17 protein-coding genes are annotated in these 13,409 nt (G+C 43.1%); 15 read left to right on the forward strand and 2 right to left on the reverse strand.

What is annotated here, in order from left to right:
* Window positions 1-537 (reverse strand): FAD-dependent oxidoreductase (locus EC604_RS28355; protein WP_123067310.1); only part of this gene is annotated, 537 nt, incomplete at its 3' end.
* A 201-nt stretch (window positions 538-738) separates the two neighbouring features.
* On the opposite strand from EC604_RS28355, the gene EC604_RS28360 reads away from it, so the two are divergent.
* The 5 genes from EC604_RS28360 to EC604_RS28385 all read left to right on the forward strand — a co-directional run bounded on the left by EC604_RS28360 (window position 739) and on the right by EC604_RS28385 (window position 4,886).
* On the forward strand, window positions 739-1,320 hold the full coding sequence (locus EC604_RS28360) for a TetR/AcrR family transcriptional regulator (protein ID WP_123067311.1): 582 nt from the start codon (window positions 739-741) through the stop codon (window positions 1,318-1,320).
* Between the two features lie 41 nt (window positions 1,321-1,361).
* Complete coding sequence (locus EC604_RS28365) at window positions 1,362-1,781, forward strand: GNAT family N-acetyltransferase (protein ID WP_123067312.1); 420 nt, start codon at window positions 1,362-1,364, stop codon at window positions 1,779-1,781.
* A 66-nt stretch (window positions 1,782-1,847) separates the two neighbouring features.
* Window positions 1,848-2,219, forward strand: a complete 372-nt coding sequence (locus tag EC604_RS28370; RefSeq protein ID WP_123067313.1) for a DUF4180 domain-containing protein — start codon at window positions 1,848-1,850, stop codon at window positions 2,217-2,219.
* Window positions 2,220-2,469: 250 nt separating this feature from the next.
* Window positions 2,470-4,083 carry a xylulokinase gene (locus tag EC604_RS28375; RefSeq protein WP_123067314.1) on the forward strand — a complete coding sequence of 538 codons (1,614 nt, stop codon included), beginning with the start codon at window positions 2,470-2,472 and terminating at the stop codon, window positions 4,081-4,083.
* A 305-nt stretch (window positions 4,084-4,388) separates the two neighbouring features.
* On the forward strand, window positions 4,389-4,886 hold the full coding sequence (locus EC604_RS28385) for an SMI1/KNR4 family protein (RefSeq protein WP_123067316.1): 498 nt from the start codon (window positions 4,389-4,391) through the stop codon (window positions 4,884-4,886).
* A 97-nt stretch (window positions 4,887-4,983) separates the two neighbouring features.
* Here the strand turns inward: EC604_RS28385 and EC604_RS28390 are convergent, their stop codons facing one another.
* Complete coding sequence (locus EC604_RS28390) at window positions 4,984-5,466, reverse strand: SDR family oxidoreductase (protein WP_123067317.1); 483 nt, start codon at window positions 5,464-5,466, stop codon at window positions 4,984-4,986.
* Window positions 5,467-5,673: 207 nt separating this feature from the next.
* Here EC604_RS28390 and EC604_RS30705 point away from each other — a divergent pair, with 207 nt between their 5' ends.
* From EC604_RS30705 to EC604_RS28425, 10 genes are all read left to right on the forward strand, one after another.
* On the forward strand, window positions 5,674-5,802 hold the full coding sequence (locus EC604_RS30705; RefSeq protein ID WP_222128654.1) for a DUF6254 family protein: 129 nt from the start codon (window positions 5,674-5,676) through the stop codon (window positions 5,800-5,802).
* Window positions 5,803-6,051: 249 nt separating this feature from the next.
* On the forward strand, window positions 6,052-6,657 hold the full coding sequence (locus EC604_RS28395; protein ID WP_123067318.1) for a DUF2239 family protein: 606 nt from the start codon (window positions 6,052-6,054) through the stop codon (window positions 6,655-6,657).
* A 14-nt stretch (window positions 6,658-6,671) separates the two neighbouring features.
* The gene (locus EC604_RS28400) at window positions 6,672-7,565 is read left to right on the forward strand and encodes an alpha/beta fold hydrolase (protein WP_123067319.1); all 894 of its coding nucleotides are present in this window, start codon (window positions 6,672-6,674) and stop codon (window positions 7,563-7,565) included.
* A 375-nt stretch (window positions 7,566-7,940) separates the two neighbouring features.
* The gene (locus EC604_RS28405) at window positions 7,941-8,957 is read left to right on the forward strand and encodes an ornithine cyclodeaminase family protein (protein WP_205127961.1); all 1,017 of its coding nucleotides are present in this window, start codon (window positions 7,941-7,943) and stop codon (window positions 8,955-8,957) included.
* Between the two features lies 1 nt (window position 8,958).
* Window positions 8,959-9,207 (forward strand): hypothetical protein, encoded by a 249-nt coding sequence (locus tag EC604_RS30710; RefSeq protein WP_240037281.1) that lies wholly within the window; start codon window positions 8,959-8,961, stop codon window positions 9,205-9,207.
* Entirely contained in the window at window positions 9,177-9,326 is a 150-nt protein-coding gene (locus EC604_RS30890; RefSeq protein ID WP_275670061.1) for a pyridoxal-phosphate dependent enzyme, read from the forward strand. Before EC604_RS30710 ends, EC604_RS30890 begins: the two co-directional genes overlap by 31 nt.
* Window positions 9,310-9,546 (forward strand): pyridoxal-phosphate dependent enzyme, encoded by a 237-nt coding sequence (locus EC604_RS30895; RefSeq protein ID WP_275670062.1) that lies wholly within the window; start codon window positions 9,310-9,312, stop codon window positions 9,544-9,546. The genes EC604_RS30890 and EC604_RS30895 overlap by 17 nt, the downstream gene beginning before the upstream one ends.
* Before the next feature lie 324 nt (window positions 9,547-9,870).
* Complete coding sequence (locus tag EC604_RS28415; protein WP_240037289.1) at window positions 9,871-10,728, forward strand: ABC transporter permease; 858 nt, start codon at window positions 9,871-9,873, stop codon at window positions 10,726-10,728.
* Window positions 10,729-10,745: 17 nt separating this feature from the next.
* The gene (locus EC604_RS28420) at window positions 10,746-11,624 is read left to right on the forward strand and encodes a carbohydrate ABC transporter permease (protein ID WP_123067322.1); all 879 of its coding nucleotides are present in this window, start codon (window positions 10,746-10,748) and stop codon (window positions 11,622-11,624) included.
* Window positions 11,625-11,702: 78 nt separating this feature from the next.
* On the forward strand, window positions 11,703-13,358 hold the full coding sequence (locus tag EC604_RS28425; RefSeq protein WP_123067337.1) for an extracellular solute-binding protein: 1,656 nt from the start codon (window positions 11,703-11,705) through the stop codon (window positions 13,356-13,358).
* Window positions 13,359-13,409 lie beyond the last annotated feature (51 nt).

Genomic DNA, 13,409 nt, shown 5'->3' on the forward strand with positions numbered 1-13,409 from the left:
ATAACCGCCTCCAACCACAACAAGGCTTTCAGGAATTTCGGGCAGTGATAGCGCTTCGGTGGATGAAAGAATACGTCCGCCGAAGGGAAGAGCACTTATTTCAATGGGACGGGAGCCGGTTGCCAGGATGAGGTGCTTAAAGACTATATGGCGCTCACCATCTTCAGCATGATGAATCGCCGCGGTATGTGCATCTATCAAGCTTGCTTCACCTGTCAGAACAGTAACACCCGCCGTTTTGAGCAAAAACCGAACCCCTCCAGACTGCTTATCCACCACGGCTTGCTTGAAAGTCTGAGCCTCTTTATAGGAACTACCTTTGTCCACAGCACCCCGTTGTCTGCGTATGGTAAAACGCTCCGCTTCGCCAATTAGTGCTTTGGAAGGAATACAGCCTACATGTGTACATACGCCGCCGATTTGCTGACGCTCCACAACAGCTGTTTTCATCCCGAGTTGTGAGGATCGTAATGCGGCCACGTAACCTCCTGGCCCTGATCCAATGACCAGGGTGTCTACAGCTTCTAATGCATTCATAATGCCTACCTCCAAAATAAAATATGATGATCGTAATATATTATAGTCATCATATTTTAAAGGAGTCAAGACTCCATTTATGATCATTCTTCCTCTCCTGTAGATGCTGATATATGAATTGACATTAAATAATATGATAAATATAATATTTTAAAAAACGATCCATAGATACAGACCTAGACAAAAAGGAGAGGAAGCAAGATGCCTTATCCGAAAGGGCACAAACTCAAAGTGCGCAACCATATTATTACTAGTGCGGCTAAAGCATTTCGAACCCATGGCGTGCGGAATATAAGTCTTCCACATATTATGAAAGGTGCTGGACTGACACACGGGGGATTTTACTCCCATTTTGAGAACAAAGATCAGCTTGTGATGGAGACCTGCCATTTTGCTATTAGTGACACCATGGAAATGCTGCAAAAAGTTGCTGATAAAAACAAAAATGAAGATCAACCTCCAATTGAAGCGGTCATTGATTTTTATTTAGGCTCCTTGCATCGAGATCAAACGGAAGTCGGTTGTATCCTACCAGCACTGTCAGGTGAGATTTCTCAGCTATCGGAGGAGATACGGCAGGCTTATACACGAGAGTTACAGCGTTTTATTACGTTTATTACAAAGTTGGCTGGAATCGATACTTCTGCCGGTTATGCGCTAGTGAGCAGCATGGTAGGAACTGTTGCTTTGGCACGCGCAGTTAGTGATTCAAAGCTCAGTGACGATCTGTTACAAGCAGGTCGTACACAGGCTAAACAAATGGTAAACGCCAGCTCCAAATGACAACTAACCTTGATGAAACAGACGGATGGGGGATTCATCGAATGATCATTAGAGAAGCAATAACTTCAGACTATGCACAATTGAGACAAATTTATTTGCATTCCCGGCAGGAGAGCTTTCACTGGGCTAATGCCGATGAGATGACTCTCGAAGATTTTGACCGGGATACATCGGAAGAAGAGATTCTTGTGGCGGAATCAGGTGATCAAATCCTTGGATTTGCTTCATTGTATGTACCTGACCGTTTTGTTCATAATTTATTCGTACACCCGCAGGCGGCCGGGAAAGGCGTAGGTAAACAGTTGCTCCAGCAATCGATATACAGATTGGGAACACCCGTCACGTTAAAGTGTGTTTCAGATAACCATAAGGCGCTCTCGTTCTATAAAAAGCAGGGCTGGAACGCTGTTGTCGAAGAGGGTGAACCCGAAGCAAGATACTGGGTGCTTGTATATGAATAGGCTCTAACGTATATTAAGGTGATTTTTGATCCTAAGTTACAGATATGAGATGAGGGAGCAACAGACATGAATATTCAACAAATAAACAAAAATGGAGTGTCCATCGCTTACGTTACAAATAACGAAAAACTAATCTCGGATGTGCAATCGGCCTTGGACTTAATGGCAACCGTTAGATATGAAGTGGACTGTAATCTGATCATCGTTAATAAATCGGAAGTTAGTGAAGCGTTTTTTGATTTAAAAACACGTCTGGCTGGTGAAGTACTGCAAAAGTTCATCAATTATCAGACCAAAATTGCGATCATTGGCGATTACTCAGGATATTCCAGCAAAAGTCTGAAAGACTTTATCTATGAAAGCAATAATGGTAATGATATATTCTTTGTGTCAGACGAACATCGGGCTATAGAGAAACTAAGCGGCTTTAAAGCATAAAGTGAACAGATTGAAAGTGTAGCTAATATAAAACATGAGCGTTCCATAAATTAAATAGAATCGTATTTTTATGAGACATGTCTTATTTTCATATGCCAAAAATGTTGTTTTACATCCATTCTAGGCAGGTGAAAATTGGGGATGTCTTTATTACTTCTCATGGACAAAACTTAGTTTATCCAATATACAAAGTGTTGTAAACATGTTATTATCACACCAAGCTTAAGTAAAAGGTGGTGCAAAGCCCATAATGGATCAACATCTCAAACGAACGATTGTCGGCGGAGAAACCTCGCTTGGCATTGAATTTGGGTCAACCCGGATCAAGGCTGTTCTGATCAATAACAAGTTTGAAATCATTGCTTCCAGCAGCTACGAATGGGAAAATCAATGGAACAATCATTACTGGACCTATCACCCTAATGAGATGATTCGAGGGTTGCAAGAAGTGTACGCTCAACTGAAGCAGCTGGTTATGATGCATTATGGAGTAACGCTGAGCAGCATAGGCTCCATCGGACTATCCGGCATGATGCAAGGATATCTTGTTTTGGATAGCACGGGAGAATTGTTAGTTCCATTTCGTACTTGGCGTAACCTCACAACGAGTACTGCAGCAAAATTTTTAACCCGGGAATTCCAATATAAAATTCCGGAGCGCTGGAGTATTGCGCATCTGTACCAAGCCATCTTAAACGATGAAGAACATGTAAGGAACATTAACTATATGACAACGTTGTCGGGTTACATGCACTTTCTTCTAACAGGCAATAAAGCAATCGGTGTAGGGGATGCCTCCGGTATGTTCCCGATCAATACTGCGACAAGAAGATACAATGAAGAGATGATCGAGCAGTTTAACGAATTAATTAGGCATAAAGTTTACCCATGGAAACTAGAAGATCTTTTACCTTCTGTATATTCGGCTGGTGAACATGCAGGCTATCTTCATGAAGCTGGTGCACGTCTCATCGACCCGTCTGGCGATCTACAAGCCGGTATTCCGTTCTGCCCTCCGGAAGGGGATGCAGGAACAGGCATGGTGGCTACGAACAGTATCCATACATGTAGCGGCAGTCTATCCGCAGGAACATCTATTTTTGCTATGATTGTTCTGGATAAAGATATAGGGATGTACCCCGAGATTGACATTTTGACTACACCTGATGGAAGTCCTGTTGGTATGGTTCTTGCCAACAATTGTACTAGTGATATCAATGCATGGATCAGACTCTTTCATGAATTTTATGAAGCATTGGGATATAAAGCTAACGTCAGTCACTTGTTCCATGTTCTGTTTAATAAAGCGCTCGAAGCAGACCCAGATGGCGGCGGTTTGCTAAGTTACGGTTATTATTCGGGAGAGAAAATTACCGGTATGACTCAAGGGCGTCCGTTATTTGTTCGTTCTCCCGAGAGCCGCTTTACACTCGCTAATTTTATGAGGACGCATCTGTTCAGTGCGTTTGGCACATTAAGGCTCGGAATGGACATTTTAACGCAGAGGGAGAATGTAAAGGTTGACCAGATCTTGGCACATGGCGGACTATTCAAGACCCCCTTAGCTGGCCAGAAAATGTGTGCAGCTGCACTTAATGTTCCCGTATCTGTCATGCCGACTGCTGGTGAGGGCGGTGCATGGGGTATAGCCGTATTGGCTTCCTATATGGTTTGTAAGGAGAAAAACGAAAGTTTGACAGATTTCCTCCATCTGAAAGTATTTAAAGACGTCGAAGCACTGAGGATTGATCCGGACATTACTGATGTGAACGGGTTCAACCGATTTATGGAACGGTACACGAAAGGAATGGCCATTGAGCAAGCAGCAGCTGATCATTTACAGAAAAGAGATGAAATCCATTGACTGAATTCGTTTGGGGAATATTCGCAACAGATGTCTCTGCACACTTTCCTAACTTTTTTCCCATCGGCATGTACAGCACGAGGGAGGAGGCCGTGAAAGAAATCCATTCTTTACCCCGAGATCACAATTATCAATTGCTGCGATTGCCGCTGAATCATAACTTTGCCTTTTACCACAAAAAAACGGGTAAGCTGGCAGGAATGGATTCAATCCATCACGAACATTTCTATTTTAAAGATGATGTTTGACCCGGTGCTGCAGCGCTGGATTGCACGGAAGTAATCTTCTTAGAGAGAAGGTGCGGTATGGATAAAGTCGTTCTGGATTTTATAACATGGGCTGAGCTAAGCGGTTGGATGATAACCCTGAAGTCAGAACCTGAACTCCAGCTGAATCAACAATGGATCGCCAGATACAAGATTATTCCCGCCGAGTATGCCTCATTCTTGCGTTTGGTCAGCCAATGCATGACATCTAGCGAGCAGACCTGGTTCCTGTGCGAAGCTGACTACAATAACAGTTCCATTTCGGAATTCCACTGGAATGAATATGAATTAATCAGCCTGGAAGCAGCTGCAAACGATGATGTGTGGAAATCCGAAATCACGAGTTGGTGGGATCAGTATCTGCCGATTATGATGTCGGTTCATGATGGTTATTCCTTTTATGCCATTGATCTATCCAATGAAACTGGTGCAGTTGTACACGGGGAAGAACCTGAATTTGAAGAGGTTACAAAAGTGGCCGAAGATTTCCCTCATTTTTTACAACTGATTACGTCAGGTTCAATTGCTGCGGGATAGCATCAGCCGCGAATCTAAACTGCACTCCTTCGTTTCAAAACCATTAAACTACAGGAGTGCAGTTTAAGTCTTTCCAACAATCGTGCATTTTCCTTTTCTAGCATTTTTCCAGGTATCCGACATTTTTCATATAATTAAAATAACGTTTCATCAAACTGGTGTTGATTTCCGGAAAATGAATCCCTAAAGGACCCAGAGCATTTTGTGTATTGGAAGAGTCGTACTTCGGCATGTTTTCGTACAGCTCCCAGAGCTGATACTTGTCCATGCTGACTTGAATGCGCTTCAAAGCGTGTCTTTCGTCTCTAGCACGAACTAAACAATATATTTGAATATGAGGATTAGTTTGAATCAATTCCCTCACAAGATATGCACCTAAGAAGCCAGTGGCGCCTGTAAGTAAAACCTTATTCTGTTGAAAAGATCGTACTGAAAAGGGGTGCCCAGGTTTAATATCAGCGGCTAATACTGCATCAGAGATGAAGTTGTTTTCAGATTCTGTGGGTTCATGTTCGAGTGCATTGCACAGTTTGCAGACCGTGGGATGTTCATAAAGAAGCCTTTGCTGAATGTAGGTCAAGGTAGGATGTACCTAAGCCTAACTGGGATGCATTGGAGGCAGAATGGCTAAATCAATCCTAATTAATGTAACAAGAGAAGTTTTCATGTATGACAGATAACAGCCTGATCCTAGGCAGAGAATACAGCTTGGTATGAATGAAAGTGACTTGTTCATGACATCCTACAGAAGTAGTACCATTCTCATTTCCTGAGGAGGAGATCTTATATGGCTCGCCAGAAGAAAAGGCAGGAAGCTGCTTGGAAGTCACGTAAGCAAGAACAGCACCCTCATGGTAAAATCAGATCGCTCAAAGAAATATCAAGCGAATATGAAGAGAAGAATACTACGGACTGAAAGGATGACTGTCGGCGTTATTTGCCGGCAGTCATTTTACATTTATATTGGAATTTTAACAGTACTATATTTTATATATGCAATATGCTCTCCTACGGCAGTCAGTGAAATAGTCACTCTTTTGCTGTGAGGGGATTTTTTCATGTAAAAAAGACCAAGTACAGATATATGAATTATACCCGGGTAATATTGATTTTATATTTTTACCCGGGTATAATTCATATAGAAGATCATTAAAGGAGGGTTAACATGCATGATTCATCTACCCAAATGAACTGCACTGCTTTTGTAGGCAGAAAACATTTCGCTAAAGGCACATTACAAGACGTTGTTAAAGTCGTAAAAGAAAACTTGGAAGAGAATGAAATTGTTGAATTGCTTATTTTTGACGATTTTACTGGGAAACCGATAGATATTGATTTTCGAGGAAGCCTAGAGGATGTATTGAACCGCCTAAACAGTAAGCCTGGATGTTTAACGGATACGAAAGAGAATGAACAACCCGTTCGCAGAGCCGGCCGCCCCAAACTAGGCGTAGTATCTGGTGAAGTCACTTTGCTGCCCAGGCAATGGGACTGGCTTAAAGCTCAACCCGGAGGCGCTTCGGTAACCCTGCGAAAACTGATTGATGAGGCTCGCCGTTCAGGGGAGAACGGAAATAAAGTTCGTGCGGCGCAGGAAATAACGTATCATTTCATGACAGCAATGGCGGGGGATTTCCCTCAATACGAAGAGGCTTTGAGAGCACTGTATGCCGCGAATGAAAATCGTTTTTACGAATCGATCAATGATTGGACACCCGATATAAGAGACTATATTAAGTTTTTGGCCAGTAATGCATTCACGCAGGAATAGAGGAGCATATCATAATGAAAGTGTTAAAAGTAAACGATATTGATATTGCCTATGACAGTTATGGCAGCGAAAAGAATGAAGCCATTCTATTAATTGCAGGGCTTGGCACACAGATGATTCGTTGGACGGTTCCATTCTGTGAGATGTTAGCTGCACGAGGATTTCGAGTGATTCGTTTTGATAATCGAGATACGGGTTTATCTACACATTTTAGCAATCATGCAACATTAGATTTCGAAGCACTTGCCAATACACTCATGTCGGGAAAACTCCCTGATCTTCCATATACTCTTGATGATATGGCTGACGATACGATTGGATTGTTAGATGCCCTGGGAATATCAAAAGCCCATATTGTTGGACGTTCGATGGGTGGTATGATTGCGCAGCTTGTGGCCAGCCAATATTCTGAGCGTGTCCTCTCGCTTACTTCTATTATGTCAACTACAGGCAATCCCGAGCTTCCACCGACATCCCCGGAAGTCATGGCGTTAATGACTCGGCCAGCACCGAATCCGATGGAGGATGAAGGGGGACATTTGGCCCAAAGCGTAGCTTTTGCCAAACGTATTGCCGGTACAGGTCACGCGTTTGAGGAAGACGAGTATCGTTCGCTCATTCGAGAGGAAATACAGCGAGCTTATGATCCGGGCAGTGTCGGGCGACAGATTGCTGCAATTGCGGTTTCAGGTGATCGACGGACGCGACTGGCAAAAGTTAAGGTTCCAGCCTTAGTGATTCATGGTGTGGAGGATCCGATGTTTGTTCCCGCTTGCGGTAGAGATACGGCGGAAGCTATCAATGATGCAGAATTGATGTTACTTGAAGGAATGGGGCATGATCTTCCCAAGCAACTGTTCGAAACAGTTGTTGATGCAATCGAAAGGACAGCCCGGCGTAAAGGATAATATATACGTTCGACTTCAACCAGAATATATGATGAATTATCACCATAGTTAAAGTTATGTAAACCCATGGGAAACCGAAGGCGAAACAGTTGCGAGGAATGATTTTAAGCCAAACAGATGTTACCCGTGTACTTCAACACCTTTCCTTTCACTCACCAAGTCCCGCATTCCTATGTCTCACGGTTGCCTAACTGAATAATCGTTGTATTCTCAACAAAGTTCAGCTAAAATAAAGCTACAAATTTTATATCATGCTTGTTTTTATCCCCGGGTAAAAACGATGATAAGCATTGAGTCTCACTCCCCACTAGGGCCTACATAATGTAGGAGGGATGAGATTCAATGCTTTTTTTGATAAAGAAGGAGGCATACCAGGTGCGATTTTTAAGTGATAACGATGTCAGACAAGGATTGAATGTACCGCAGGTGATACACCTAGTAGAAACAGTATACAAGGCTAGGAGTGAACATAACACGGAGACTTGGCCGACAATCTTCTACGATTTTGTTCCAGGCAAGGCAGATATGGATATCAAATCAGGATACCTGAAGAGTGATAAGGTATTTGGACATAAAACGATCACATGGTTTGCCGAGAATGAAGCGAAGCAGCTTCCCACGTTGACGGGGCTCATAAACGTATTTGATGCCGAAACAGGCAGACCCTTCGGAATAACCGAGGCATCCTTTATTACGGGCATACGTACAGGTGCTTCGGGAGCAATCGGAGCAAAATACTTGGCTAGAACGGACTCTGAAACTCTCCTTGTCGTAGGCTCTGGCAATCAGGCGATCTTCCAAATCGCTTGTGCCTTGTCTGTGCTTCCGAACTTGAAAACGGTTTGTGTTGCCGCCAGGGACCAAGAAAAGCTGATATCTTTTGTAAACACCTTACCACACCGACTTCAATCTGAATTTTGTACGAACATAGAGAACGTTACGTTTGAAGTAGCAGAATCGTTAGAAGAAGCTGTAAAAAACAGTGATATTATCATCACCGTCACATCATCCAGAACGCCGATCATTAAGAGGGAATGGGTAAAAGAAGGTACACATCTTTCTTGCATCGGTGCAGATATGGCGGGGAAACAGGAGGTTGACTCCAAGCTGATATCACAAGCACGTTTGTATGTAGATGATCGAGAACACTGTATACATGTGGGCGAGATTGAAATACCGCTAAAAGAAGGCAAGATTACAGAAAGCCATATATGCGGTGAGATCGGCGATTTGATTTTAGGGAAAATAGAGGGAAGAACATCAAACCAACAAATCACCATATTTGATGCGACAGGTATGGCGATTCTGGATATATATGCAGCAAAAATGGCGTTACAGAATGCTGAGGAGCGAAATCTAGGCATTAAAATTGACTTGGAAGGGAAAATTTGAAATGACTTTTAACTATGAACATGTGTTTCAAGCATATGATCGCATCAAGAAACATCTGAAGCCAACACCACTTGAAGAGTCGTTCTATCAAGGCGATCTGAATAGAAGATACTTTTTCAAACTGGAGTCCTTTCAACGAGCAAAGACCTTTAAAATCCGAGGCGCATTAAACAAAATGATGACGCTATCCGAGGAAGAAAAAACAAAGGCGTTGCCGCCATTTCTTCAGGTAACCACGGTAGTGCTGTGAGCTACGCGGCTTCTATTCTCGGAATTCATAACGTCAAGGTAATTGTTCCCGAAACGACAGCCCAAAGAAAGATTGATAAAATGAACGATTTTGGGGGCAGAAGTGATGAAATTAGGTAAAGATTTTGACGAGGCTCATATGCTCGGCATGAAATACATTCATGAACATCATTTAACGTATATCGATCCTTACTACGATGATCCGGATATTTATGGTGGACAAGGGACGATAGGCATTGAAATTTTAGAACAAAACCAAGATATTGATACGATCGTCGTTCCAGTAGGTGGCGGAGGTCACTTCATAAATAAAGCATGTGAAGTCATTTTCGGTGAATAATACCTGTAAAATCAAAACCCTCATACTTGTGGAGTGAAAATCCATTGTATGAGGGTTATTTTCGTTCAACGAACGTGTCATATTAACAATTTGTTATCGAAGCTATCGTTTTATCATGTTGACTTGGAAGTTGCGAATCTATACTAAATGTACGGAGATACAACAGAGTATGATGCTTATCTCTGCAGAACATAGAGAAAGAAGGGTAGCACACGAATGAGTAATGCAAAAGCCACCACACCCACGCAAGCCGATGTGATTCGTCCGAGTCCCCGGCGCACCAAACGCAAAAAAGGCTTTAAGCGAACACTGGCACTGGATCTTATGCTACTGCCAGCAGTCATCTTGACGTTCATATTTGCGTACATACCGATGGGCGGATTGGTTATCGCTTTTCAGGATTACAAACCCTGGCTCGGGTTTGCCAAGTCTTCTTGGATCGGCCTGGAACATTTTCAATTTCTGTTCAGCATGCCGGAGAATGTGCAGGTAATCTGGAACACGTTAATTATTGCGGGAATGAAACTGATTGGAGGTCTGATTGCACCATTGATCTTTGCATTACTCCTCAACGAAGTACGGAAGGAAACGTTCAAGAAGAGTATACAAACCTTCGTTTATCTGCCGCACTTTCTGTCATGGGTCATTCTAGGCGGAATTTTGCTGGACATGCTGGCAACAAAAGGCATGATCAATCAGTTTCTTGGGGCCGTGTTTGGTCTTGAACCTATCTTTTTCCTCGGAGAAGGTACCTGGTTTAGAATCGTTGTGGTCACCAGTGATATCTGGAAAGAATTCGGGTTCGGCGCAATCATTTTTCTCGCCTCGCTGGCAGGCATTAATCCGGCACTATATGAAGCTGCTGAAGTGGATGGAGCGAGCCGTTGGCAACAGACCTGGTCCATTACGATTCCTGCTCTCATTCCCATCATGATTGTCGTAGGAACGTTGTCCCTTGGAAACATTTTGAACGGAGGATTCGACCAGATTTTCAACCTATATAATCCGCTCGTTTACGATAAGGGTGATATCATTGATACCTTTGTGTATCGGGTAGGTCTCATCGATGGAAAGTTTGGATTCTCGGCTGCAGTTGGGCTCTTCAAATCGGTTGTCGGATTCGTTCTGATTGTGCTCGCATACCGTGCAGCTTATAAATTTGCGAATTACCGTATTTTCTAGAAAGGAGACCTCACGGCATGTATCATAAAACAAAACCCTACAAAGTTTTCACCGTGTTTAACTATACGTTCTTAATTTTGTTATCGTTACTCTGTATTATCCCGTTGATCCACATTCTCGCGGTCTCCTTCAGCGGTAAGGCAGCTGCCAATGCCAATCTGGTCGGACTCTTTCCGGTTGAATTTACTTTTGATGCTTATGAGAAAACATTGGCTAATGAAAACTTTATCCGTTCCCTGTGGGTTGCTGTACAGCGAACCGTGCTGGGCACACTTCTCAGTATGATTGTTGTTATTCTGGCAGCGTATCCGTTATCTCGCGAAAATCGAAGCTTTAAACGTCGTAACATCTATACCTGGTATTTTGTGTTTACGATGCTATTCAGTGGAGGCTTAATTCCATTCTACATTCTTATTCAGAAGCTTAATTTGCTCAATACGATTTGGGTACTTATTCTTCCCGGAGCAGTATCTGTCTGGAATATGATCCTGTTGTTAAATTTCTTCCGCAATGTGCCTAAAGAGCTGGAAGAAGCAGCTTTTATTGATGGTGCGGGTTACTTTCGAACATTGATTTCCGTCTTTTTACCTGTGTCGATGCCAGCCATCGCTACACTATCCCTGTTCTCCATGGTGGGGCACTGGAACGCCTGGTTCGATGGTTTGATTTTCCTGACAGATCACGAAAAGTATCCTCTCGCCACCTTCCTGCAGACGATCATCGTACAGCAGGATTTCAGTAAAGTTTCCGTGCGTCCCGAAGACCTGGAGAACATCTCCCAACGGACGATCAAGGCGGCTCAGATTTTCATTGGCATGGCGCCGATTTTGGTTGTATACCCCTTACTGCAACGCTTTTTTGTTAAAGGGATTGTACTTGGTGCTGTTAAAGAGTAAGACCAATTCTGGTTTAACTAAATTTTTATATGATATGGGGGAGACAACGTGTTTAAAACATGGAAAAAGCCGCTTCGCATGTTGATGGCTGCTACAATGTTATCTGGTGTACTCGCAGCGTGCAGCAACGATTCTACATCCGAGAAAAATCCTAACGACAGTAATGAATTTTATTCCGCACCGTTTGAAAATGGTAAATATGTTGAACCGGTTACCATTTCCACGGTATTCCCGATCACCAGCAGCTTGAAATTCAAAAATGGAGAAAATATTGAAAATAACGTTCATACGAAGTGGGCTCACGATACACTGGGGATCGACATTAAATACTTATGGACGGTCAGTGAACAAAATAATGCTTACCAGACCAAACTTCGTCTGATGCTCACATCAGGCCAGAAAATGCCGGATATTATCTCTTTCCGCGGTAGTCAAACATTAATCAGTGATTTAATTGAATCGGGTCAATTCGTGGATGCAGGAGAACTATTCGATAAATATGCTTCGGATACGTATAAAAAAGCGATGGCGGAAGATCCGAATGTGTGGAATCCCTACATCCGTGATGGTAAACGAATGGCAATCCCCATTCTGGAGAACGCTTACAATAATGATCCAGTGATGTACATTCGTGAAGACTGGCTTAAGAAGTTGAATCTGAAAGCACCAACAACATTAGATGAATTAGAAACGGTGATGGAAGCCTTCGTCAATCAGGACCCGGATGGAAACGGGAAGAAAGATACCGTTGCTCTCTCTGTAGGGTTCAAAAACAATTTGAACACGTGGATGGCAGACTCCGGCTGGATCTTTGGCATGTTTGGGGCGATGCCGAATCAGTGGAATAAAGCAGCAGACGGTTCACTTGCATACGGCTCTATCCAACCTGAGATGAAACCGGCACTGGAGAAGATGAAAGAGTGGATGGAGAAAGGTTACATTGATAAAGAAGCAGGGCTGTATGATGAGCCCAAAGCCGCTGAAGCATTCACTGCAGGGAAGTCTGGTATTATCGTTGGTCCATACTGGATGACAGGCTGGCCAATCCCGGATCTGCAGCAAAATGTGCCAGGTGCTGAATATAAAGCATATCCACTTCCTGCTGGTCCTGGCGGTAAAATGGGACGGCACGGAACACCAATCAGTACGGGTGCTGTTCTGATCAATAAGGATATGGAACACAAAGACGCATTCTTTGTATATCAGAACTATCTGTTTGATCACTGGGCTAATCCGGAAAGTACAACATTCGTACACGGGTTTGCCAAAGGCTATGATTATGATATCGGTCCTGACGGCGAGGTATACAAAGAGCAGCAAAGCGATAAAATTCCGGGCGGCTGGATCGATGCGATCCGTTATACACTTACGTTTGATGGAGCGATCATTCCTAACCTCATGATGAATACGCTAGCTGATCTTGCGAATGGTAAAGAGCCGACCACTCAGTATGAGAAAAACCTGGCGGACCGAATCCCTGAACAGATTAAAGCAGCCAAAATTGTTATTGATCAAAAAGATATTGTAATGCCTCAAATGTTCACGGGTGTTCCAACGAAAACACAGGTTGCCAGAGGCGATTTGCTGACCAAGCTGGAAAAAGAAGTATTGAACAAAATCATTTATGGTCAAGCGCCGATTGATGAATTTGATACTTTTGCGCAGCAGTACATGTCTTCTGGAGGCAAACAGATTACCGAAGAAGTCAACGCATGGTATGATACGATAAAATAAAAAAACGAACCGCACTTCATGTACAAGTGGTTTCCTTTACCTTTGTACATG

Origin of the sequence: Paenibacillus amylolyticus (assembly GCF_003719335.1) — a bacterium.
Classification (GTDB): domain Bacteria; phylum Bacillota; class Bacilli; order Paenibacillales; family Paenibacillaceae; genus Paenibacillus; species Paenibacillus amylolyticus_D.

Bases quoted from the DNA above. Each gene is read 5' to 3' on its own strand.
- EC604_RS28360 (WP_123067311.1), top strand. From the start codon at position 739: ATGCCTTATCCGAAAGGGCACAAACTCAAAGTGCGCAACCATATTATT.
- EC604_RS28365 (WP_123067312.1), top strand. From the start codon at position 1,362: ATGATCATTAGAGAAGCAATAACTTCAGACTATGCACAATTGAGACAA.
- EC604_RS28370 (WP_123067313.1), top strand. From the start codon at position 1,848: ATGAATATTCAACAAATAAACAAAAATGGAGTGTCCATCGCTTACGTT.
- EC604_RS28375 (WP_123067314.1), top strand. From the start codon at position 2,470: ATGGATCAACATCTCAAACGAACGATTGTCGGCGGAGAAACCTCGCTT.
- EC604_RS28385 (WP_123067316.1), top strand. From the start codon at position 4,389: ATGGATAAAGTCGTTCTGGATTTTATAACATGGGCTGAGCTAAGCGGT.
- EC604_RS30705 (WP_222128654.1), top strand. From the start codon at position 5,674: ATGGCTCGCCAGAAGAAAAGGCAGGAAGCTGCTTGGAAGTCACGTAAG.
- EC604_RS28395 (WP_123067318.1), top strand. From the start codon at position 6,052: ATGCATGATTCATCTACCCAAATGAACTGCACTGCTTTTGTAGGCAGA.
- EC604_RS28400 (WP_123067319.1), top strand. From the start codon at position 6,672: ATGAAAGTGTTAAAAGTAAACGATATTGATATTGCCTATGACAGTTAT.
- EC604_RS30710 (WP_240037281.1), top strand. From the start codon at position 8,959: ATGACTTTTAACTATGAACATGTGTTTCAAGCATATGATCGCATCAAG.
- EC604_RS28415 (WP_240037289.1), top strand. From the start codon at position 9,871: ATGCTACTGCCAGCAGTCATCTTGACGTTCATATTTGCGTACATACCG.
- EC604_RS28420 (WP_123067322.1), top strand. From the start codon at position 10,746: ATGTATCATAAAACAAAACCCTACAAAGTTTTCACCGTGTTTAACTAT.
- EC604_RS28425 (WP_123067337.1), top strand. From the start codon at position 11,703: ATGTTGATGGCTGCTACAATGTTATCTGGTGTACTCGCAGCGTGCAGC.